The organism is Streptomyces lydicus (assembly GCF_001729485.1).
GTDB lineage: Bacteria > Actinomycetota > Actinomycetes > Streptomycetales > Streptomycetaceae > Streptomyces > Streptomyces lydicus_D.
This window is the reverse complement of the sequence record NZ_CP017157.1, coordinates 5,619,096-5,641,231: the sequence shown is the minus strand read 5'-3', so window position 1 is coordinate 5,641,231 and position 22,136 is coordinate 5,619,096. Positions and strand designations below refer to the sequence as shown.

The 22,136-nt window shown below is 73.2% G+C and carries 19 protein-coding genes and 1 pseudogene; 9 read left to right on the top strand and 11 right to left on the bottom strand.

Going from position 1 to position 22,136, the window contains the following annotated elements:
- The first annotated feature begins 89 nt into the window (after positions 1-89).
- Positions 90-1,418: a PLP-dependent aminotransferase family protein gene (locus tag SL103_RS24565; protein ID WP_069571114.1), complete on the top strand. Its 1,329-nt coding sequence runs from the start codon at positions 90-92 to the stop codon at positions 1,416-1,418.
- A 15-nt stretch (positions 1,419-1,433) separates the two neighbouring features.
- Here the strand turns inward: SL103_RS24565 and SL103_RS24560 are convergent, their stop codons facing one another.
- Positions 1,434-1,733, bottom strand: coding sequence for a hypothetical protein (locus SL103_RS24560; protein ID WP_069571113.1), 300 nt, complete (start codon positions 1,731-1,733; stop codon positions 1,434-1,436).
- A 142-nt stretch (positions 1,734-1,875) separates the two neighbouring features.
- Complete coding sequence (locus SL103_RS24555) at positions 1,876-2,934, bottom strand: glutathione S-transferase family protein (protein ID WP_069571112.1); 1,059 nt, start codon at positions 2,932-2,934, stop codon at positions 1,876-1,878.
- Between the two features lie 271 nt (positions 2,935-3,205).
- Between SL103_RS24555 and SL103_RS24550 the strand changes: the two genes are divergently transcribed.
- Complete coding sequence (locus SL103_RS24550; protein ID WP_069571111.1) at positions 3,206-4,105, top strand: hypothetical protein; 900 nt, start codon at positions 3,206-3,208, stop codon at positions 4,103-4,105.
- A 79-nt stretch (positions 4,106-4,184) separates the two neighbouring features.
- Here SL103_RS24550 and ligD read toward each other — a convergent pair whose 3' ends face one another.
- On the bottom strand, positions 4,185-5,156 hold the full coding sequence (ligD, locus tag SL103_RS24545) for a non-homologous end-joining DNA ligase (protein WP_069571110.1): 972 nt from the start codon (positions 5,154-5,156) through the stop codon (positions 4,185-4,187).
- Positions 5,157-5,199: 43 nt separating this feature from the next.
- A complete protein-coding gene (locus tag SL103_RS24540; RefSeq protein WP_069571109.1) occupies positions 5,200-7,491 on the bottom strand; it encodes an MMPL family transporter in 2,292 nt (763 codons plus the stop codon).
- Between the two features lie 208 nt (positions 7,492-7,699).
- On the opposite strand from SL103_RS24540, the gene SL103_RS24535 reads away from it, so the two are divergent.
- Positions 7,700-8,437: an SDR family NAD(P)-dependent oxidoreductase gene (locus tag SL103_RS24535; protein WP_069571108.1), complete on the top strand. Its 738-nt coding sequence runs from the start codon at positions 7,700-7,702 to the stop codon at positions 8,435-8,437.
- A gap of 242 nt (positions 8,438-8,679) precedes the next feature.
- On the opposite strand, the gene SL103_RS24530 is transcribed toward SL103_RS24535, so the two are convergent.
- The 3 genes from SL103_RS24530 to SL103_RS24520 form a co-directional block, all read right to left on the bottom strand.
- On the bottom strand, positions 8,680-9,561 hold the full coding sequence (locus SL103_RS24530; RefSeq protein ID WP_079145949.1) for a polysaccharide deacetylase family protein: 882 nt from the start codon (positions 9,559-9,561) through the stop codon (positions 8,680-8,682).
- A gap of 104 nt (positions 9,562-9,665) precedes the next feature.
- On the bottom strand, positions 9,666-10,766 hold the full coding sequence (locus tag SL103_RS24525) for a calcium:proton antiporter (protein WP_069571107.1): 1,101 nt from the start codon (positions 10,764-10,766) through the stop codon (positions 9,666-9,668).
- Between the two features lie 73 nt (positions 10,767-10,839).
- Complete coding sequence (locus tag SL103_RS24520; RefSeq protein WP_069571106.1) at positions 10,840-11,583, bottom strand: hypothetical protein; 744 nt, start codon at positions 11,581-11,583, stop codon at positions 10,840-10,842.
- A 67-nt stretch (positions 11,584-11,650) separates the two neighbouring features.
- Here SL103_RS24520 and SL103_RS38935 point away from each other — a divergent pair.
- A pseudogene (locus SL103_RS38935) lies at positions 11,651-11,812 on the top strand (TetR family transcriptional regulator); the annotation flags it as partial.
- Positions 11,813-11,979: 167 nt separating this feature from the next.
- Positions 11,980-13,473 (top strand): amidase, encoded by a 1,494-nt coding sequence (locus tag SL103_RS24510; protein ID WP_069571104.1) that lies wholly within the window; start codon positions 11,980-11,982, stop codon positions 13,471-13,473.
- Here the strand turns inward: SL103_RS24510 and SL103_RS24505 are convergent.
- From SL103_RS24505 to SL103_RS24495, 3 genes are read right to left on the bottom strand one after another with little or no spacing between them, the layout of a single operon-like run.
- A complete protein-coding gene (locus tag SL103_RS24505) occupies positions 13,457-14,011 on the bottom strand; it encodes an isochorismatase family protein (RefSeq protein ID WP_069571103.1) in 555 nt (184 codons plus the stop codon). The genes SL103_RS24510 and SL103_RS24505 overlap by 17 nt on opposite strands.
- Positions 14,012-14,048: 37 nt before the next feature.
- Complete coding sequence (locus SL103_RS24500; protein ID WP_069571102.1) at positions 14,049-15,539, bottom strand: MFS transporter; 1,491 nt, start codon at positions 15,537-15,539, stop codon at positions 14,049-14,051.
- A complete protein-coding gene (locus SL103_RS24495) occupies positions 15,536-15,967 on the bottom strand; it encodes a MarR family winged helix-turn-helix transcriptional regulator (protein ID WP_069571101.1) in 432 nt (143 codons plus the stop codon). The genes SL103_RS24500 and SL103_RS24495 overlap by 4 nt, the downstream gene beginning before the upstream one ends.
- Before the next feature lie 205 nt (positions 15,968-16,172).
- On the opposite strand from SL103_RS24495, the gene SL103_RS24490 reads away from it, so the two are divergent.
- Positions 16,173-17,015 (top strand): nitrilase-related carbon-nitrogen hydrolase, encoded by an 843-nt coding sequence (locus tag SL103_RS24490; RefSeq protein WP_069571100.1) that lies wholly within the window; start codon positions 16,173-16,175, stop codon positions 17,013-17,015.
- Positions 17,012-18,334, top strand: a complete 1,323-nt coding sequence (locus tag SL103_RS24485; RefSeq protein WP_069571099.1) for an aspartate aminotransferase family protein — start codon at positions 17,012-17,014, stop codon at positions 18,332-18,334. Before SL103_RS24490 ends, SL103_RS24485 begins: the two co-directional genes overlap by 4 nt.
- Positions 18,335-18,411: 77 nt before the next feature.
- On the opposite strand, the gene SL103_RS24480 is transcribed toward SL103_RS24485, so the two are convergent.
- Positions 18,412-19,293, bottom strand: a complete 882-nt coding sequence (locus tag SL103_RS24480) for an ABC transporter substrate-binding protein (protein ID WP_069571098.1) — start codon at positions 19,291-19,293, stop codon at positions 18,412-18,414.
- A gap of 288 nt (positions 19,294-19,581) precedes the next feature.
- Here SL103_RS24480 and hydA point away from each other — a divergent pair, with 288 nt between their 5' ends.
- Positions 19,582-20,991 carry a dihydropyrimidinase gene (gene hydA, locus SL103_RS24475; protein ID WP_069571097.1) on the top strand — a complete coding sequence of 470 codons (1,410 nt, stop codon included), beginning with the start codon at positions 19,582-19,584 and terminating at the stop codon, positions 20,989-20,991.
- 97 nt (positions 20,992-21,088) lie between these two features.
- Positions 21,089-22,090, top strand: coding sequence for a TIGR03842 family LLM class F420-dependent oxidoreductase (locus SL103_RS24470; RefSeq protein ID WP_069571096.1), 1,002 nt, complete (start codon positions 21,089-21,091; stop codon positions 22,088-22,090).
- Positions 22,091-22,136: the final 46 nt, after the last annotated feature.

Sequence of the window (22,136 nt, the reverse complement as noted above, 5' to 3'; positions counted from 1 at the left end):
CGATGCTATGAGGGGCAATCTCGCGGCGCAATATAAACAATGTGCTCGGTGCAATGTGCCGGGTGTGCCGTGCGGCTGGGGAGCGAGCGATGGACGACTACCGGGCGATCGCCGAGGAGGTCGCCGCGGACATCGCGGCGGGCCGGCTGCGCCCCGGCGACCGGCTGCCGCCGCTGCGCCGGTTCGCCCGCGACCGGCGGATCGCGAGTTCGACGGCGGCCCGGGTGTACCGCGAACTGGGCCGACGGGGGCTGACGGTCGGCGAGGTCGGCCGGGGCACCTTCGTCCGCGCGGCCACCCCGACGGCCGAGCCGGCACTGGCCGAGCCGGCGGAGGCCGCGGTCGACCTGGAGGTCAACTTCCCGGTCCTGCCGGAGCAGCCCGCACTGCTCGCCCGGAGCCTGGAGCCGCTGCTGCGCCCGGACGCCCTGGCCGGCGCGCTCCGCCCGGTGGGCGCGGCCGGCACGGCCGCCGCGCGGCAGGCCGCCGCCGCGCACCTCGCGCGCGGCGGCTGGGCACCGGACCCCGGCCGCCTGCTGTTCGCCGGCAACGGCCGGCAGGCCCTGGCCGCCGCGCTCGCCGCGCTGGTCCCGGCCGGTGAGCGTCTCGGCGTCGAAGCGCTCACCTACCCCGTCGTGAAGGGCATCGCGGCCCGCCTCGGCATCACGCTCGTCCCTCTCGCCATGGACGACGACGGTCTGACGCCCGGGGCGCTGCGGGCCGCCGCCCCGCTGCGCGCCGTCTACCTCCAGCCGACCCTGCACAACCCGCTGGGCCACACGATGCCCGACGCCCGGCGTGCCGAACTCGCCGAAGTCCTCGCGGAGTTGGACCTGTACGCGATCGAGGACGCCATCTACGGCTTCCTCCGCGACGACCTGCCGCCCCTCGCGGCCCGCGCACCGGAGCGCACCTTCGTGATCGACAGCCTGTCCAAGCGGCTGGCGCCCGGGCTGTCCCTGGGATTCCTCACCGCGCCCGCGGGCCGCACCCAGGACGCCGCCGCCGCGCTGCGCTCGGGAACCTGGACGGCGTCCCGCTTCGCGCTGGAGGCGGCGACCCGCTGGCTGACGGACGGGACCGCGGCGGCCGTGGAGGAGGCGAAGCGGAGCGATGCGGCGGCGCGCCAGCGCCTGGTCGCCGAGCGGCTCGCCGGCTTCCGCGTACGAGCCGATCCGCACGCCTATCACTGCTGGTGGGAACTGCCGGAGCCGTGGCGGGCCGACACCTTCGTCGCGGCCGCCGCGCGCCGCGGGATCGCGGTCACCCCCGCCGGGGCCTTCGCCGTCGGCACCGGTCACGCGCCCAACGCCGTACGGCTGGCGCTCGCCTCGCCGTCCCACGGCGCGCTGGCCGAAGCCCTCGGCGTCCTGGGCGAGTTGGCGCACGGATCCCCGGAGGACACCGGACCGGAGTGAGGGTGCGGGCGCGGGTCAGGTGCCGCTCATCAGGTCCCCGAGGCCGATGCGCAGGTCGTCCATGTTCATCACCGGCTGGATCGAGACCTTCGCGTGCAGCTCCGTGAAGAACGATTCGAGCACCGGGGGCATCTGTGACGACTGCTGCATGTCGAAATAGAAGAAGCAGGTACGGTCGCCGCCGTCGAGGGTGAAGTAGGCGGCCTCCGGTTTCAGGGCGGCGACGGCCGTCTCCATGATCTTCGGCATGCTGCCGCTCCGGAGGGCATCGTTGCCGGCTTCGGTCGGTATCTGCGCTTTCAGGACCATCCTCATCGGTCTCACTCCTCGCAGCGATCTCGGGATCTCGGCATCGCGCAGTTGGCACCGCTTGTCGTTATGCGTCCCTGTTTGTTCTCTCAGGGTCTCACGGCGGGGCTGCCCCGGTCAGCGGAGCCGGTGCGAGGATGCGGGCCCCTCACGAGCCGAGCCGCAGCCGCTCGGGGTGGCCGCTGGGCGGCACTTCCTCCTCCGGGGGCACCGGTCCCGGAGGGGTGCCGTCGCCGAACGGGCGGCCGCCCAACTCCTCGCGGTGGTGCGGCGCCAGCCAGCCGGACAGGTCCGGGCCGAGCGGGACGACGCCGGTCGGGTTGATGCCCGTGTGCACCCGGTAGTAGTGCTGCTTGATGTGGTGGAAGTCGACGGTGTCGCCGAAGCCCGGCGTCTGGTAGAGGTCCTTGGCGTACGCCCACAGCACCGGGTCCTCGGCCAGCTTGAAGCGGTTGCACTTGAAGTGGCCGTGGTAGACGGCGTCGAAGCGGACCAGCGTGGTGAACAGCCGGATGTCGGCCTCCGTGAGGGTGTCGCCCATCAGGTAGCGCTGCTCGGACAGCCGCTCCGACAGCAGGTCCAGGCGCCGGAACAGATCGTGGAAGGCGGCCTCGTACTCGCTCTGCCCGGTCGCGAAACCGGCCCGGTAGACGCCGTTGTTGACGTCGCGGTAGACGCCCGCCATCACGACGTCCATCTCCTCGCGCAGCGCCTCGGGGTACAGGTCGGGCGCCCCGGCCCGGTGCAGCGCCCGCCATTCCGTCGCGAGGTCCAGGGTGATCTGCTGGTAGTCGTTGGTGACCAGCTTGCCGCTGGGTACGTCGACGATCGCGGGGACGCTGACCCCGCCGGGGTAGTCCTTCTCGCGGGCGTCGTACGCCTCGCTCAGGAAGCGGATGCCGAGCACCGGGTCCCGCCCGTCCGGATCCAGCGTGAAGCGCCAGCTGCGGTCGTCCTGGAGCGGGTCGACGAGGGCGAGCGAGAGGGCGTCCTCCAGGCCGAGCAGCCGTCGTGAGATGAGGGCCCGGCTCGCCCAGGGGCAGGCGCGGCTGGCCACGAGCCGGTAGCGGCCGGCCTCGACCGGCCAGCCGTCGCGGCCGTCGGCCGTGATGCGGTCCGGGAAGTGGCTCCTGGAGCGCTTGAAGGACTTTCTGCCGTATTCGGTGTTGCCGCACGTGGTGCTGGTGTCGCTGGGCTGGGAGGGCATCGCCGGCTCCTTCCGTCCGCGGATGCGCGTCGTGCTCAGGGCGAGCCTTCCCCGCCTCGCGCGGTTATTCCCCGGTATCAGCCGCCCGGCGCACCGCCGCGTGCCGACATGTCGGGAATCGCGATATCGCTGCCCTTGTCCCTGCCGTTATCGGGACGGAATTCCGAAACGGTGCGACGGCTTCCGGCGGCCCGCGGAAAACCTCCCGGCGGGTCGTGGCGAAACTCGCCGGTAGCCTTGCCAGAATTCCGCCGCTGCCTAGAATCGCCCGATGATCAAGAAAATATGCGGTGTGGCACTGGCCGGTGCCGCACTCCTCGCGCCGTCCGTGCCCGCGCACGCGGCGGACGGCTGGCAACGTGTCGGTGGCGGCATCACCGGCGGCCTCAGCGGCCTCGTGGTCGAGGGCCGGCACGGCGCCGCGGTCGACGTCCTCGCGGTCCGCGACAACAAGAAGCCGGGCCAGAACAGGCTGGTGTCCGTGCGCTACGACCCGCACGCGAAGCCGCGGGTGAGCCCGGTCGACTGGCCCGGGGAGCCGCCGGTGGACCTGGAGGCGATCGACGCCGTGCCGGGCCGCGCCCGCGAATACGTCGCCCTCGCCAGCGACGGGACGGCGTACCGCATCCGGCGGGAGCGGAACGCGGTGCGCGTGCTGCGCGTATTCAAGCTGCCGGGCGTTTCCCGGGACGGCAACTACGAGGGATTCGCGCTGGCCCGCCTCGCCCACGGAAAGCTGGTCGCGGTCTGGGCGGACCGGGGCGGTGACGACCGTCCGGCGAAACTCACCGCGGCGGAATGGAATCCCCGCACCTCCGCATTCGGCAAGCGCGACTCGGCACGGTTCCGTGCGCCTTATCCGGTGGCGGACGTACGGCACGTCTCCGACCTGAAGATATCCGCCGGCGGTGCGCTGACGGTGTCCTCCGCCTCGGATCCGGGTGACGACGGCCCGTACGACTCCGCGCTCTACGCCGCCGGGCACGTCGCCGTCGGTGACCACGGCCGGGTCCGCCTGGAAATGGCGCATGTCCCCGACCGGCTCGGCTCCTTCTCCGGGCACAAGATCGAGGCGCTGGCCTGTCCGCCGAAGTCCGGGGAGGGGATCCTGGGCACCGACGACGAGAACGCCGGCGGCTCGCTCACCGAGGCGGAGTTCTGCCGCCCCTGACCCGACCCGGCCCACCGGGGCAGCCGTCCCTGCCCCGCGCCGGCCGCGTCGCCTCAGCCGGCCGCTCAGCCGGACCGCGTCAGCCGAGCCGCGTCAGATCGGGCCGGAGCCGGTGCCAGACCGGATGCCGCAGCCGCCCCGCCGCGGTCCAGCCGGTGAGCGTGATCTCGGCGACCAGCCGGGGTTCGGTCCAGTGCACGCCCGACGCGTCCACCGGGTTGAGGAACGGGGAGCGGTCCAGCGGGATCACCCCCAGATACTGGGCGAGCCCGTGGCGTTCCCGGTCGGACAGTCCCGAACCGACCGAGCCGACGTAGCGCAGCCCGGCCGGTTCCGCGACGCCGGCCAGCACCGCACCGGGCAGTCCGGCGAGGCTGCCGTGGCCCTCCGTCCAGCCCCCGATGATCACGTCGAGGGTCTGCAGATGCTTCGTCTTGCGCCACTCGGGTGAGCGGACGCCCGGCAGATACGCCGAGCCCAGCCGCTTGGCCACGACGCCTTCCAGCCCACCCTGCAGCGATGCCTCCCACGCCTGCTGGGCATGCCCCGCGAGGTAGGCGGGCGACGACCAGTTGGGGCCCCGCAGCCGCAGCCCCGACAGCAGGGACCGGCGCTCGTGGTACGGCATGCCGAGCAGCGAACCGCCCAGGTGCATGACGTCGAAGAGCACCAGGTGCACCGGGTGTTCCATGGCCAGCCGGGCCGTGCGGCGCGGGTTCACCACGCCCATCCGCCGTTGCAGCAGCCCGAAGTCCGGCCGCCCGCGCGCGTCCAGCACCACCACCTCGCCGTCCAGCACCGCGGGCCGTCCGCGCAGCTGCTCACCGAGGGGAGCCAGCTCCGGATACGTCATGGTCGCGTCGTTGCCCGCCCGGGTGACCAGCCGGATCGTGCCGTCACCAGGGGTGTTGACGATGCAGCGGGCACCGTCCCACTTGGCCTCGAAAGCCCACTCCGCCTCCTCCAGCTCGTCGGGCAGCGGCCCGATCGTGGCCAGCATCGGCCGGATCACGGGGTACGGGGCCGAGCCGTGCTCGGCTGTCGGGGCCATGTCTCGATGATCGGGCGCGCCGCAGCCTTCCGCACCCGCCCGGCTACCCGTGCCCGGCGGAGCCCGGCGCGCGGTCCGGCAGTTGCTCCTCGCCCTCGGCATTCACCCGGGGCAGGATCCGGTCCAGCCACCGGGGTGTCCACCAGGCCGCCGGCCCCAGCAGCGTCAGCACCGCGGGGACCAGCAGCAACCGGACCACGGTGGCGTCGATCAGTACGCTCACGGCCAGCCCCAGGCCCAGCATCTTCACCACGACGTTGTCGCTGAGCAGGAAGGCGGCGAAGACGCTGACCATGATCAGGGCGGCACAGGTGATGACCCGGGCGGTGATCTCCAGGGCGTGCGCGACACTGCCCCGGGAGTCGCCGGTGCGCAGCCACGCCTCGTGCACCCGGGACAGCAGGAAGATCTCGTAGTCCATGCTCAGCCCGAAGACGATCGCGAACATCATCATCGGGACGTAGCTCTCGATCGGCACGGTGCCCGCGACGCCGAGCGCCGGGCCGCCCCAGCCCCACTGGAAGACGGCGACCACCACGCCGTACGAGGCGGCGATCGACAGCACGTTGAGCACCGCCGCCTTCAGCGCGACCAGCACGCCCCGGAAGACGATCAGGATGATCAGGAAGGCGAGCGCCACCACCACGGCGATGATCAGCGGCAGTCGGCTGGCGACGAGGTCGAGGAAGTCGACCTGGCCGGCCGTCGTCCCCGTCACATAGCCGTGCCCGTCGGTGCCCCGCACCGCCCGCGGCAGCACCTCGTCCTTGAGCCGGTTCACCAGCGCGGTGGTCCCGGCGTCCTGCGGGGACTGCGCGGAGTACGCGGTGCCGGTCAGCACCGCGCCGTCCGGGGTGGCCTTGAGCGGGGTGACGTAGACCGCGCCGGGCACCCGGGCGAGCACCTGCCCGGCCTGCGTGGCCAGCATCTTGCGGTCCGCCTGCGGGACGTCCGTCTCGTCGACGACCAGCGTCAGCGGCCCGTTGGAGCCGGGGCCGAACGCCGCGGACATCAGGTCGAAGGCGCGTCGGTCGGTGAAGGACTTCGGGTCGGCGCCGTCGCCGATGTGACCGAGCCGGATCGAGAAGAGCGGGACGGCCAGCACGCACACCACCACCACCCCGCCGGCCAGATACCACCAGGGGCGGCGCTCCACCCGGCGCGCGTACCGGTGCCAGGTGCCGCCCGGCGGCTCACCCGGCGCCGCGTCGGTCTCGGCGATCGGTCTGCGGACGTGCAGCCGGTCGATCCGGCGGCCGATCAGTCCGAGCAGCGCCGGTACGAGGGTGAGCGCGCCGAGCACCGCGGAGACCACGGTCAGGGCCGCCGCGACGCCCAGTTTCCCGATGAAGGTCAGGCCCGAGACCCACAGCCCCATCAGCGCGATGACGACCGTGCAGCCCGACACCAGGACCGCCCGGCCGCTGGTGGCGACGGCCCGGCCCGCGGCGGTGACCGGGTCGGCGCCGTCCATCAGGTTCTGCCGGTGCCGGGTGAGCAGGAAGAGCGTGTAGTCGATGCCCACGCCGAGGCCGATCATCGTGGCCAGGGTGGGCGAGACGGTGGCGAACAGGAACGCGGCCGCGAGCAGTCCCAGGAGGGCCAGCCCGCAGACCGCGCTGATCAGCGCGGTCACCAGCGGCAGCACCGCCGCCAGCACGCTGCCGAAGCCGGCCAGCAGTACCAGCACCGCCACCGCGAAGCCGATCCCTTCGCTGGTCCGGTCGTCCGGCGCCGGGCGGGCCAGCTCGCCCAGCGGCCCGCCGTACTCCACCTGCACGCCCGCGGCCCGCAGCGGCTGCACGGCCGCGTCGACGCCGTGCAGATAGTCCGGCGACAGGGTGGACGGCTGGACGCCGAAACGCATCGTGATGTACGCCGTCCGTCCGTCGGCGGACAGCGGGCCGACATTCGGCGTCCCCGGCGGTGGCTTGGCGGGCGGGGTGCCGGGCGGGGGCAGCGGGTTCTGTGCGGACAGCACGTCGGGAAGTGCGCCGAGGGCGGTGACGGCGCTGCCGATCCGGCTGCCGAGGGCGCTGAGCGGCCGGGCCGTGTCGTGCAGCACCACCTGGCTGCTGTAACCGCCGGCCTTCGGTTCGTGCTGCTGGAGCACCTCGCGGCCCTGGGCCGACTGGACGCCGGGCAGCGCGAAGTCGTCGGAGTACTCACCCCCGTACGCGCGCTGCAGGAACTGGAGGCCCACCAGCGCGGCCAGCCACACCGCCAGCACCACCACGCAGTGCCGGGCGCACCACTGCCCGAGCCGGTGCAGGGCACCCCTCGCGCGGGCGACCTCCGGCGCGGTGGCGGTGCCCGGGGACTTCGGCAACGGCATCCAGGCTCCCGATGAGACCGGCGCTGCGGGGCAGCTGCGGACATTCCGCATTCAATGACAGGTCAGGGACGGCGGCACGCGCAGTGCGGGAGACGGGGGACGGGCGGCGCACGGCCCGGCGCCCGCCCGAACCCGGATCCGGTGCGTTCCCTAAGATCGTTTCCGTCAGGGTGCGTGGTGGGCCGAGCTGTTGAGGGGAAGGTGGCCGATGAGCCGGGCAGTGGTGGTGACGGGTGCCTCGCGGGGGATCGGGCGGGCCGTCGCGGAGGCGTTCGCCGCGGGCGGCGACCGGGTCGCGGTGCACTACGGCTCACGGCGCGGCGCCGCGGAGGAGACGCTGGCGGGGCTGGCGGGGAGCGGGCACGTCCTGGTGGCGGGCGACGTCGGCACGCCGCAGGGCGCGGAGGCGGTCATCGAGGCGGCCGTGGACGGGCTGGGCGGCGTGGACGTCCTGATCAACAATGCCGCAGTGAACGTGGCGCACCCGCTGGACCGCACCTCCTTCGAGGACTGGCAGCGCGCCTGGCGGCGGACCGTGGACGTGAATCTGCTGGGGGCGGCGCACCTGAGCTACTGCGCGGCGCGGAACATGATCGAGCGGGAGGTGGCGGGGCGGATCATCAACGTCGGATCGCGCGGCGCCTTCCGCGGCGAGCCGGACCATCCCGCGTACGGCGCCTCCAAGGCGGCGCTGCAGGCGATGGGGCAGTCGCTGGCGGTCCACCTCGCGCCGTACGGGATCGGTGTGGCGTCCGTCGCCCCCGGTTTCGTGCAGACCGAGCGGGTCGCCGAGCGCCTGACGGACGAGGTGCGGGAGCAGAGCCCGTTCGGCCGGGTCGCGTCCCCGCAGGACATCGCCGCGGCCGTGCACCACCTCGCCTCGCCGGAGGCGCTCTGGTCCTCCGGGGCGGTGCTCGACGTCAACGGCGCCTCGTACCTGAGGTGACGGGGTGGGCCCGGGCCGCGCAGGGCACCGGACGCAAGAGAGGCACCGGCCGCAAAGAGAGAGGCCCCGGCCGAACGGGGGAATTCGGCCGGGGCGGCACAGCGGGCACGGGGGGAGCCCGCTTGCGTTTGAACGATAAACCATTGACACCGGTGTCAGCACGCCGGGTGACCGTTCTCGGCTATTGATGGCTTTTGTCGCCCGAGGGGTGCCGCTCGCCCCGGCCCCGTCCCGCCCGTTCCTCAGGGCGTGATCCGGATCGGACGGTAGCCGTCGTCCAGCAGGCGGGGCAGAAACCGGTCCAGCGCGCCGACGGTCTGGCCGCGCTCGCCGCCCCCGTCGTGCGACAGCACGATCGCGCCCGGGCGGACCTCCGCCAGGACGGTGCCGACGATCTCCGGCACCCCGGGGCTCGTCCAGTCCTCCGAGTCGACCGCCCAGCCGACCGGGGACATGCCCAGCTCGTTGCAGATGTCCAGCGACGGGTCGTCCCAGGCGCCGTACGGGGCCCGGGCGAGCGTCGGCGCGGCGCCCAGGACGTCGTCGATCAGGCCGCTGGTACGGCCGAGTTCGGCGCGGACCGCGCCCGGGGGAAGGGCCGGCAGCCGGCGGTGGGTCCAGGTGTGGTTGGCGACGACATGGCCCTGGTCGGCGATGTCCCGCAGCAGGCCGGGGAAGGCCACGGCGCGCTCCCCGATGACGAAGAAGGTGGCCCGCACGTCGTGCCGGCGCAGGACCCGCAGGATCTCCGGGGTGTAGCGCGGGTGCGGCCCGTCGTCGAAGGTCAGGAAGATCTCCCGGCGGTCGGTGGCGAGCACGTGCGCCACCTCGGGGTGCGGCGGCGAGGCGCCGGGGCCGGAGAGCGAGGTCTCCCCGGCCATCGGGCGGAGCCGGTACGCCTCCGTGGTGCTCGCCCCGCCGGTGCGCCCCGACGGGGCGGCCGGACCGCCGCCCGCGGTGGGCGCGCGCGGCGGGCTGCCCTTCCCCTGCGCCTCCGCACCCGCGGGCGACGCCCCCTCGTCCGGCCCGAACAGGATGCGGCCCGCGGACAGCGCGCCCACCGCGAACCCGGCCTGCAGGAACCACCGCCGGGAACGGGAAATTGTGTGCTTGTCCGACTCCATCTCCTACGTGCTCTCACGCGGCCCCGGGTGAGAGCGGGAGCGACACCGGACGCGCGGGGTTCCCTACCCGATCGGCTGGCACCCGGCGCGCGCCGGGACCCGGGTTACGGGCTGACGGCCAGCACGATGTACGCCGCCAGCAGCGTGAGATGGACGCCGCCCTGCAACGGCGTGGCACGCCCGGGGACGACCGTCAGGGTGCCGACGATCACGGTCAGCGCGAGCAGCACCATGTGGCTGGCGCCCAGGCCCAGCAGCAGCGGGCCCGGCAGCCAGACCGTGGCCAGCGCGACCGCGGGAATGGTCAGCCCGATGCTGGCCATCGCCGAGCCCAGGCCGAGATTGAGACTGGTCTGCACCCGGTCGCGGTGGGCCGCGCGGACCGCCGCGATGGTCTCCGGCAGCAGCACCAGCAGCGCGATGACGATGCCCACCACCGACGACGGCAGACCGGCCGCGGCCACGCCGGACTCGATCGTCGGCGAGACCGCCTTGGCCAGCCCGACCACCGCGATCAGCGCCAGCGCCAGGAGCGCCAGGCTGATCAGCGCGGCCCGCGCGGTCGGCGGATCCGCGTGCTCCTCGGTGTCGATCACCTCGCCGGACGAGGTCACCGGCAGGAAGTAGTCCCGGTGCCGGACCGTCTGGGTGGCCACGAACAGGCCGTAGAGCACCAGCGCGGCCAGCGCCGCGAAGACCAGCTGCGGGGTGGAGAACCGCGGGCCCGGCGTGGTGGTGGTGAACGTCGGCAGGACCAGGCTGAGCCCGGCCAGCGTCGCGACCGTCGCCAGCGCGGCCCCGGTTCCCTCGGCGTTGAACACGGCCACCCTGCGCCGGAGCGAACCGACCAGCAGGGACAGCCCGACGATCCCGTTACAGGTGATCATCACCGCCGCGAAGACGGTGTCCCGGGCCAGCGCGGCGCTCTTCTCCCCGCCGTCCACCATCAGCGTGACGATGAGCGCCACCTCGATGACGGTCACCGCGACCGCCAGCACCAGCGAGCCGAACGGCTCGCCCACCCGGTGCGCGATCACCTCGGCGTGGTGCACCGCGGCCAGCACCGCCCCGGCCAGGAAGTACGCCACCACCCCGACGAGCGGGGGCGGCAGCGAGCGCCCCCACGTCAGGCCCAGCAGCACCACCGCCAGCACCGGCAGCACCGTCGTCCAGTGCCGAAGGGGCGCACGGAGAGATGCGATCATGCCGACGAGCTTCGCAGATCAACCGGACATATCCCGGCAGGAGCACCGCGCTCCGGGCACCGCGGCAGCGCACTCAGGCCGCCGCCCGGTGCCCCTTCGGCTCCGCCGGCACGGTCGCGGCCTTGGTGACATCGGCGACCAGCTCGACCACATCGGGGCCGTACGCCTGCGAGTTGACCACCTTCAGCAGCAGGCAGAACTGGCCGTCGGCGCCGTGCTTGCGGGCCAACCGGGCCCGGTTCCGTACGAGGTGGCGCACCGCGGCCCGGTGGGTGACCGGCCGCTGGCCGGCCGCCAGGAACACCGGGCGGCCGCCCTCCCCGGCCGTCAGCCGGGCCAGCAGGACGTACTCCACCGCGCCGGGCTCCACCCGGTACGACGAGCCGCCGACCGCGAACGTGCCGCGGCCCGCGCCGGACTCGTCGCCCGGGTGCACCGCGACGCCCGGCAGCAGACTGGCCATGTGCGCCGCCAGCCTGCGGTGCGCGGTGGGGTCGCCGACGCAGAACTCGGTCCGCGCGCCGAAGCCCTGCAGACCGGTGTCGTGCGGCGCGACCTCGGGGTGCGCCCCGCAGTTCTCGATCACCGCGGCCAGCCCGAGCAGCGCCAGCGCGTCGTGGCGCGGGATGCTCCACTGGGCCGAGGAGCTGTCGCGGTGGGTGACCAGTACGCACTCCGAGCCCTCCGGCAGCCCGAAGAAGCTCCGCTCGCGGGCCAGCCTCCGGCGGACCGCCGCCGACTGTACGGCCCAGCCGGCCGCCAGCCCCACGACGAGGGCCACGGCCGCGACGGTCAGGAGCAGCAGGGTGTCATCCATGGCGGGGGAGCGTAGCGGCATCCCGGCCGGGTGTTCGAGGGCGGGGCCACCGGGAGGCGTTCTCGGCCGCCCCGTCGACCGTGGCGAGGTCGAACCGGAACTCCTCACCGAACGCACCTAGTCCCTCCCCTTCGACCTGCTGCGCCACGAAATCCTCAGGACCTTCGCCCCCGTACCCGAGCACGTCCTCGAAGAGATCGTCGACACGGTCTTCCTCCGCCTGGTGCGCCGACCACGCCGCCGCGCCGCGCACGAACGGTCCCTCGTGCGGCCCTGTGTGCCGTCCGTGTGTCGTCGATGTGCCGCGCCGCGCGGCGTCGTTGATGGTCAAGGCGGTGGCGACTAGCCTCCTGGGACCGTCCGTTCGAATGAGCGGTCCCAGGGAGGGCACGCAGCGTGAGCGTTGACGAGAGCCAGGAGAGCGGGCCCGGAGCCCCGGCCCGGTACATCGGCGAGGTGGGGGAGTGGGAGGGCCTGTCCGAACAGGCCCGGGCGCTCGCCGAAGGCCGGGTGTCCTCGACCGCGCTGGTCCGCCGGTCGCTGGAGCGCATCGAGGCCACCCAGGACACCGTCAACGCGTTCCGCCGGGTACGCGCCGAGGCGGCGCTGCTGGAGGCCGCGGCCGCCGACCGCCGGCTGGCCGCCGGGGAGCAACTGCCGCTGCTCGGGGTGCCGGTCGCGGTCAAGGACGACACCGACGTGGCGGGCGAGCCGACCGCGTTCGGCTGCGCCGGCGAGTTCCCGCCCAAGGAACGCGACGCCGAGGTCGTCCGGCGGCTGCGCGCGGCCGGCGCCGTCATCGTCGGCAAGACCAACGCCTGCGAGCTGGGGCAGTGGCCGTTCACCGAGGGCCCGGCCTTCGGCAACACCTGCAACCCGTGGAACCTCGCGCACACCCCCGGCGGTTCCTCCGGCGGCTCGGCCGCCGCCGTCGCGGCCGGACTCGTACCGGCCGCGCTCGGCACCGACGGGGCCGGCTCGGTCCGCATTCCCGCCGCCTGGTCGCATCTGGTCGGCATCAAGCCCCAGCGCGGGCGCATCTCCACCTGGCCGGACCCCGAGTCCTTCCAGGGCATCACCGGCATCGGCCCGCTGGCCCGTACGGTCGAGGACGCCGCGCTGCTGCTGGACGTGGCCAGCGGCAACCACGAGGGCGACCTGCACCGGCCGCCGGCCGTCGCGGCCCGTGAGGCGGCCGGACGCGACCCGGGGCGGCTGCGGATCGCGCTCTCCTGGAAGGCGCCCCTCACCTTCACCCGCAAGCCGCTGCACCCCGATGTGCGGGCCGCGGTGACCTCGGTGGCCCGCACGCTGGCCGGGCTCGGCCACCTCGTGGAGGAGGCCGAGCCGGACTACGGGCTGATCGGGCTGGCCTTCGTGCCGCGCGCCACGGCCGGGGTGGGGGAGTGGGCGGACCGGGTGCCCGACCGCTGCCTCCTGGACCGCCGGACGCGCGGCGCGGCGCGGATGGGCCGGCTGCTCGGCGGACCCGTACTGCGCCGGGCCCGCGCCGTCGAGAAGCGTCAACAAGCCCGCATCGGCGCCCTGTTCGGGCCCTACGACGTCCTGCTGACGCCGACCACCGCCACCCCGCCACCGCGCATCGGCACCCTCGCCGCACTGAGCGGCTGGCAGACGGACAAGGCCATGATCGCCGCCTGCCCGTACGCCTGGCCGTGGAACGTGCTCGGCTGGCCGGGCGTGAACGTACCGGCCGGCTTCAGCGGCGACGGACTGCCGCTGGGCGCCCAGCTCCTCGGCCCGGCCCACAGCGAGCCCCGGCTGATCTCGCTGGCCGCCCAGCTCCAGGACGCGCTGCGCTGGCACGAGCGCCGGCCGGCCGGACGCCCGGCGCCGCCCGACCCGGCCGGAGTCACCCGAGGAGCGTGAGGATCGCCTCGGTGGTGCCGGTCTCCCCCAGCCGCGGGAAGATCTTCTCCACGCTGTTGCGGTGCGCCGTCCCGTCCAGGTCGGTCACCGCGTCGGTGGCGACGGTGACGTGGTAGCCGTGCTCGTGCGCGGCGCGGGCACTGGACTCGACGCCGATGCTGGTGGCGATGCCGGCGAGGACGATCTGGGTGACGCCCCGGCGGCGCAGCTCCGCGTCCAGCCCGGTGCCGTGGAAGGCGCCCCACCGCTGCTTGGTGACGGTCAGGTCGCCGGGCTGCCGGTCGAGTTCGGGCACCAGCTCCGCCCAGTCGGCGGGCGGCGTGGCACCGCGCGGCGCGGACTCCGTACGGCCGGGCGCGCCGCCGGTGACGTTGACCAGGACGACGGGCAGCCCGCGGGCGCGGAACGCCGCGGCCAGCCGCGCGCCGCGCTCGATCACCTCGGCGGCGGGCAGCGGCGCGGTGGGCAGGCCGGCGATGCCCTTCTGAAGGTCGATCAGGACCAGGGCGGTCTGCGGGTCGAGGGTGGTGGCGGGCACGCGTACTCCTTGTGTGACGGTGACGGGAGGTCGGGGCTCAGGGTTCTCTGCGGGCGCGCAAGGTGCGGTCGGCGAGGGTCAGGACGAGCAGCAGCAGGCCCAGTACGACACCGATCAGGGCGATCCGGTGCAGCCCCGCGTCCGTGGCCCGCTGCCCGTACAGCAGCCCGATCAGGCCGGCGGCGGTGATCGCGCCGAGGTACTGGGCGGTGCGCTGGAGTCCGGCGGCCGCGCCCACGCCGTCGGGCGGGGCCTGGACGTAGACGGCGGCCTGATTGCCGGTGGAGGCCAGCCCCTGGGGGATGCCGAAGAGCGCCGCGGCGCACAGCAGCGCGAACAGGGGGCTGGTGCCCCGAAGCAGCAGGAAGATCGCGCTGCCGGCGGCGAGACAGGCCGCGGCGACGGTCAGCGGGGCGCGGATGCCTTTCGTCCGCGCCCCCGCGAGCGAGCAGAAGGCGGCCGCGCCGGACATCGGCAGCATGATCAGACCGGCGTGGAAGGACGAGTAGCCGTGCGCCTCCTCCAGCCACTGGCTGAAGCCGTAGAGCACGCAGTAGATGACCAGGTAGGTCAGGCCCTGCCGCAGGTAGGTGAGCACCAGCGGGCGGTTGCCGGCGAGCATCCGCAGATCGATGAACGGCTCCGGGCGGCGCAGCTGCCACCACACCAGGACGGCGGTGAGCGCGCCGGTCGGCGCCAGCAGCACCCACTGCGGGTCGCGCAGCCGCAGCAGGAAGAGCATCGCGCAGGTCAGCGCGGCCGCGAAGAGCCCGATGCCGAGCGGGTCGAGGGAGCCGGACACGGGGGCGGTGCGCCCGGACGCCGGAGGGTTTCCCCGGGTTGCCCGGCGGGCCCGTCGACCGGCCCCGGCGCCGCCCTTCCGGTCCGCCGGGAGCCAGGCCAGTGCGCCGGCGAGGGCGAGCAGCGACAGCGGGAGGTTGACCGCGAACACCGCCCGCCAGCCCGCGGTCGCGGCCAGCAGGCCGCCGAGCGACGGGCCGATGGCCGCGCTGGCCAGCGCGGCGAGGGAGAGCCGGCCGAGGACGCGCCGGGGCGTGGGCACCCCCAGCCGTCGCGACTCGGCCCGCAGGATCGCCATCGCCGCGGGGTAGGCGGCAGCGGTGCCGATGCCGAGGACGACCCGGGAGACGATCAGCAGGGAGAAGGTCGGTGCCAGCGCGCCGATCAGCCCGGCGGCGCAGACCGCCAGCGCACCGGCGACGAAGGCCCGGCGCGGCCCGACGCGGTCGGCGAGCCGGCCCATGAAGGGCTGGCCCACCGCGCTCGCGAGGTACAGCGCGGAGATCAGCCAGGCGGTGTCCGCGGCGCCGACGTGGAAGTCACGGCCGATCGCCACCAGGCTGGTGGCGATCATCGTCGAGTTGACCGGGTTGAGCAGTGACCCGAGCAGCAGCGGCGTCATCAGCCGGGCGCCGAAGGCCCGCTCGCTGCCCGCGGGCCCGCCGGGGCGGCCCGGCGCGGCGCCCGTCCCGGCCGGACCAACCGGTGCGGCGGAGGGCTCGGTCATTCCTGCATCAGCCGCCGTATCAGCCCGGCAGCGGCCTCCAGGGTCCGCTGTTCCTCCGGGGTGAGCCGCTCGGCGATGGCCACCGCGAGCCAGTTCTGCTTGGCCTGCCGGATGTCGTCGAGCATCCGGCGGCCCTCGTCGGTGAGCGAGAAGACCACCTGGCGGCCGTCCGTCGGGTGCGGGCTGCGGGAGAGGATCCCGCGTTCCTCCAGCGCGCCGACGGTCAGCCGCATGGACTGCGGGCGCACCAGCTCGGCGCGGGCCAGCGCGGCGATGGTGGCCGGCCCTTCGGTCTCGATCCGGGAGATCGCCGAGCGCTGGGACGCGGTGAGCTCGGCGCGCGGCGACGTGGCGCGCAGCTGTCGCATCAGCTGCGAGACGGTCGCGCGCAGGTCGATCGCCAGGCGTTCCTGGTCCTTTTCCGGCATATTTCCACCCTAGAAGAACGACAGGCAAACTTGCAAGTTTGCCTGTCATGTTTTTCGGGATGCCGCGGTGGCTCCCGGGGCGCGCCACGGGAGAGATGGTCTTGCCACGGTGCGTAGCGAGGCTTACGGTCACCTCCACACGCGTAGATCGCGCTGGGGATCCCCGCGTGCGCCGCAGGCTGACGCATCGACAAAGGAGCAGCTCATGGCCGATGTTGTGCGTGCCGCACTGGTTCAGGCGACCTGGACCGGCGACACCGAATCGATGATCGCGAAGCACGAGGAGTACGCCAGAGCGGCGGCCGCGCAGGGCGCGAAGGTGATCGGTTTCCAGGAGGTCTTCAACGCTCCGTACTTCTGCCAGGTGCAGGAGCCGGAGCACTACCGCTGGGCCGAGCCGGTCCCCGACGGCCCGACCGTACGGCGGATGCAGGACCTCGCCCGGGAGACCGGCATGGTCATCGTCGTCCCGGTCTTCGAGGTCGAGCAGTCCGGCTTCTACTACAACACCGCGGCCGTGATCGACGCCGACGGCACGGTCCTGGGCAGCTACCGCAAGCACCACATCCCGCAGGTCAAGGGCTTCTGGGAGAAGTACTACTTCAAGCCGGGCAATGCCGGCTGGCCGGTCTTCGACACCGCGGTGGGCAAGATCGGCGTCTACATCTGCTACGACCGCCACTTCCCGGAGGGCTGGCGGCAGTTGGGGCTCAACGGCGCCCAGCTCGTCTACAACCCCTCGGCCACCTCCCGCGGTCTGTCCGCCTACCTCTGGCAGCTGGAGCAGCCCGCGGCCGCCGTCGCCAACGAGTACTTCATCGCGGCGATCAACCGGGTCGGCGTCGAGGAGTACGGCGACAACGACTTCTACGGCACCAGCTACTTCGTCGATCCACGCGGGCAGTTCGTCGGAGGGGTCGCCAGCGACTCCAAGGAGGAACTGGTCGTCCGCGACCTGGACTTCGGCCTGATCGACGAGGTCCGCCAGCAGTGGGCGTTCTACCGCGACCGCCGCCCCGACGCCTACGACGGGCTGGTGCAGCCGTGACCCACGTCCCCCATGAAGCGGCGCACCTGCACGCCCGCCACCAGGCCGTGCTGCCCTCCTGGCTCAGCCTCTACTACGAGCGGCCCCTCGAACTCACCCACGGCGAGGGCCGGCACGTCTGGGACGCCGAGGGCAACCGCTACCTCGACTTCTTCGGCGGCATCCTCACCACCATGACGGCCCACGCGCTGCCCGAGGTGACCAAGGCCGTCAGCGAACAGGCCGGCCGCATCCTGCACACCTCGACGCTCTACCTCTCCCGCCCCATGGTCGAGTTGGCCGAGCGGATCGCGGCACTGTCCGGCATCCCCGACGCCCGGGTCTTCTTCACCACCTCCGGCACCGAGGCCAACGACACCGCCCTGCTGCTGGCCACCACGCACCGCCGCTCCAACCAGATCCTGGCGATGCGCAACAGCTACCACGGCCGCTCCTTCTCCACCGTCGGCATCACCGGCAACCAGAGCTGGTCGCCGACCAGCCTCTCGCCCCTCCAGACGCTCTACGTCCACGGCGGGGTGCGCAGCCGCGGCCCGTACGCGGAGCTGGGCGACCGGGAGTTCATCGCGGCCTGCGTCGCCGACCTGGAGGACATGCTCCAGCAGACCGCCGGCGGGGTCGCCGCGCTGATCGCCGAACCGGTCCAGGGCGTCGGCGGCTTCACCGCGCCACCCGACGGTCTCTACGCCGCCTTCCGCGAGGTGCTCGCCCGGCACGACATCCTGTGGATCAGCGACGAGGTGCAGACCGGCTGGGGCCGTACCGGCGACCACTTCTGGGGCTGGCAGGCGCACGCCGAGAACGGCCCGCCCGACCTGCTCACCTTCGCCAAGGGCATCGGCAACGGCATGTCCGTCGGCGGGGTGGTGGCCCGCGCCGAGGTGATGAACTCGCTCACCGCGAACTCCATCTCCACCTTCGGCGGCAGCCCGGTCACCATGGCCGCCGGCCTGGCCAACCTCAACCACCTGCTCGAACACGACCTCCAGGGCAACGCCCGGCGGGTCGGCGGGCTGCTCATCGAGCGGCTGCGGGCGGTCGCGGCCGGCCTCGACATCGTGCGCGAAGTCCGCGGCCGGGGACTGATGATCGGTCTCGAACTGGTCCGCCCGGGCACCGACGAGCCCTCACCGGAGGCCGCGTCGCTCGTCCTGGAAGCCGCCCGGGAGCGCGGCCTGCTGATCGGCAAGGGCGGCCAGGGCGGCGCCTCGCTGCGCATCGCGCCCCCGATGTCGCTGACCGTCGCGGAGGCCGAGGAGGGCGCCGGCCTGCTCGCCGAGGCGCTCCGCACGGCGCAGGCCGTGCTGGCCGGGGCGTAGCGCGGGCGCCGGACGGGACCGGTGGGCGGGGCCGGGCGGCCGGTGCCGCTCCGCCGCCACCCACCCGCGGCGCGGGCCTACGCCCCCGTCACCTCCCGGACCGTGTCCGCGACCAGGGTGAAGAACCGGGTGTGCGCGCGCCGGCTGCAGGACGCCTCCGGGTTCCAGGGCAGCAGCCGGGCCCGGGCCTCGATCGCCCGCCAGTGCTCGTCGGCCCGGAGGTTCTCGGGGCGGGCGGCGTTGACCCGTACGTCCATCAGGACGATGTCGGGGGACAGTTCCGCGGCCTCCGCCCAGCCGACCGTGGACCAGTTCACCCCGGCGCCCGCCGCCGGCTCCACCAGGCCGACACCGTGCTCGGCCAGCGCGCGCAGATCGGGCCAGGAACCGGGCCGGGCGAGGTGGACCCGGTCGGGCCCGGCGGGGGACAGCGCCAGCACCCGAGGACCCGGCGCACCCCCGGTCGCCTGCCGCAGGGCATCCTCCGCGGCGTCCAACTCCCGTGCGGCACCGAGTGGTTCGCCCCGGCCCAGCGACCCGGCCAGCGCCGCGAACCGCTCGCGCACCTCGGCCAGGCTGCGTCCCGGGCCCACCGCGACGGTGGCCACCGGCACGTGCGCCTCCACCTCCAGCGCGGTCTTCTGCTCCAGCCCGTAGACCTGCTCGCCGTCGTAGGTCACCGCCACCACCAGGTCCGGCTCCGCCGCCAACAGGGTGTCGGGGTGCAGCGCGGTGCCCGAACCGAGGTACTCGATCTCCGCGAGCGGCAGCTCACCGGCCTTGGCGGGGTCCGGGACGGCCCCGTCGTGCTGCGAGCCGAAGATCCCCACCGGGCGTATGCCGTGGTCCCACAGCGTCGCCCCGGCCTGTATGTACGCGACGATCCGTACCGGCCGTTCCCCCGCCACCACCAGGCGCCCCCGGTCGTCGGAGAACTCCCACGGCGTGCTCTGCTCCATGACCTGCCGCCTTCCGTGTGCCGCGCGTCGTCCGTCCTGATGAAGCGGCGCTCGCGAGGATTGCCCGTCCGCGTCGGCGGATATCTGCCCATCCCGCCACCCCCGCACCCCTCCGCGGACGCGCCCGCGTTGAACCGGGCGGCTGATCGTCGGCACAACACGATCGCCCGCTCCGATTAACCGTCACGGTATTGCCACGGTGGGTGACATGCTTCTACGGTGTCTCCTTCTCGACCGGAATCTACGGGTGTAGACCAGCTGTGACGTGGCGTCAGGTAGGGAGCTGAGATGGTGAGCCGTACGGTCGTCCGGGGCGGACTGGTGATCACCGCCGCCGATGAGATGCACGCCGATGTCCTGGTGGAGGACGGCCGGGTCGCCGCGCTCGCCGCCCACGGCAGTCCCACGGCCGACGGCTGGCGGGAGTCCGCGGACCGCGTCCTCGACGCCACCGGGAAGTACGTCATCCCGGGCGGCGTCGACGCCCACACCCACCTGGACTTCCCCTTCGGCGGGACGTTCTCCTCCGACAACTTCGAGACCGGTACCCGCGCCGCGGCCTGGGGCGGCACCACCACCATCGTCGACTTCGCGGTGCAGTCCCGCGGCAAGTCGCTGCGTGCCGGACTCGACACCTGGCACGCCAAGTCCGACGCCCAGTGCGCCGTCGACTACGCGTTCCACATGATCCTCTCGGACGTCAACGAGCACACCCTCAAGGAGATGGACCTCCTGGTCGCCGAGGGCGTCACCTCCTTCAAGCTGTTCACCGCCTACCCCGGGGTCTTCTACAGCGACGACGGGCAGATCCTGCGGGCGATGCAGCGCTCCGCCGACAACGGCGGCCTGGTGATGATGCACGCCGAGAACGGCATCGCCATCGACGTGCTGGTCGAACAGGCACTGGCCGAGGGTCGGACCGACCCGCGCTACCACGGCGAGGTCCGCCACGTGCTGCTGGAGGCCGAGGCCACCCACCGCACCATCCAGCTCGCCCGGGTCGCCGGCGCCCCGCTCTACGTCGTCCACGTCTCCGCCGAGGAGGCCGTCGCCGAGATCGCCCAGGCCCGCGACAAGGGGCTGAACGTCTTCGGCGAGACCTGCCCGCAGTACCTGTTCCTGTCCACCGACAACCTCGCCGAGCCGGACTTCGAGGGCGCCAAGTACGTCTGCTCCACGCCGCTGCGGCCCCGCGAGCACCAGGCCGCGCTGTGGCGCGGACTGCGCACCAACGACCTCCAGGTCGTCTCCACCGACCACTGCCCCTTCTGCTTCTCGGGCCAGAAGGAGCTCGGCCGCGGCGACTTCTCCAAGATCCCCAACGGGATGCCCGGCATCGAGAACCGCATGGACCTGCTCCACCAGGGCGTGGTGGAGGGCCGGATCAGCCGCCGGCGCTGGATCGAGATCGCCTGCGCCTCCCCGGCCCGGATGTTCGGCCTCTACCCGAAGAAGGGAACCCTCGCACCCGGCTCGGACGCCGACCTCGTCATCTACGACCCGGCTGCCACCCAGACCGTCTCCGCCGAGACCCACCACATGAACGTCGACTACTCGGCGTACGAGGGGAAACACCTCACCGGACAGGTCGAAACCGTGCTCTCCCGCGGTGAACTCGTCATCGACCGGCGGAAGTTCACCGGACACGCGGGACACGGGCAGTACATCCCGCGCGGCACCTGCCAGTACCTCGTCTAGGGACCCGGCCGCCCGCGGATTCCGCCGGAGCTCTTCCCAGGACTCGTTCAAGGACCTCTTTCAAGGATCTCAAGGACCTCATTTAAGGAGCACCGCCGTGGACTTCGGAGTTGTCCTGCAGGCCGACCCGCCCTCCTCCGCCGTGGTGTCCCTGATGCGCCGCGCCGAACGCAGCGGCTTCCGCTACGGCTGGACCTTCGACTCGACCGTCCTGTGGCAGGAGCCGTTCGTCCTCTACAGCCGCATCCTGGAACACACCGACCGCCTGATCGTCGGCCCGATGGTCACCAACCCCTCCACCCGCGCCCCCGAAGTCACCGCGTCCACCTTCGCCACCCTCAACGAGATGTACGGCAACCGCACCGTCTGCGGCATCGGGCGCGGCGACTCCGCGATGCGGGTGGCCGGGCGGCCGCCCAACACCCTGGCCCGGCTGGGCCAGGCGATCGGTGTCATCCGCGATCTGGCCGAGGGGCGGGAGGCGTACGTCGGCGACCACCGGATCAAGATCCCCTGGATCAAGGACAGCAAGCTCCCGGTGTGGATGGCGGCCTACGGTCCCAAGGCCCTCGCCATGGCCGGCGAGCTGGCCGACGGCTTCATCCTCCAGCTGGCCGACCCCTTCCTCACCGAATGGATGGTCAAGGCCGTGCGGAACGCCGCGAAGGACGCCGGACGCGACCCGGCCGACATCACGATCTGCGTCGCGGCACCGGCCTATGTGACCGACGACCTCGACCACGCCCGCGAGCAGTGCCGCTGGTTCGGCGGCATGGTCGGCAACCACGTCGCCGACCTCGTCGCCCGCTACGGCGAGCACTCCGGCATGGTGCCGGACGAGCTGACCGCGTACATCGCCTCCCGGGAGGGGTACGACTACGCCCACCACGGCCGGTCGGGCAACCCCGATGCCGGCTTCGTCTCGGACGCCGTCGTCGACCGCTTCTGCCTGCTCGGGCCGGCCGCGGCCCACATCGACAAGCTGCGTCGGCTCCAGGAACTGGGCGTGGACCAGTTCGCGCTGTACGCCATGCACGACGCCAAGGAATCCACCATCGACGCCTACGGAGCAGAGATCATCCCCGCGTTCGCCGACTGAACGGGCCCCGGAGACCGGTGGCCCCGACCCGGACGAAAGGCCCCCG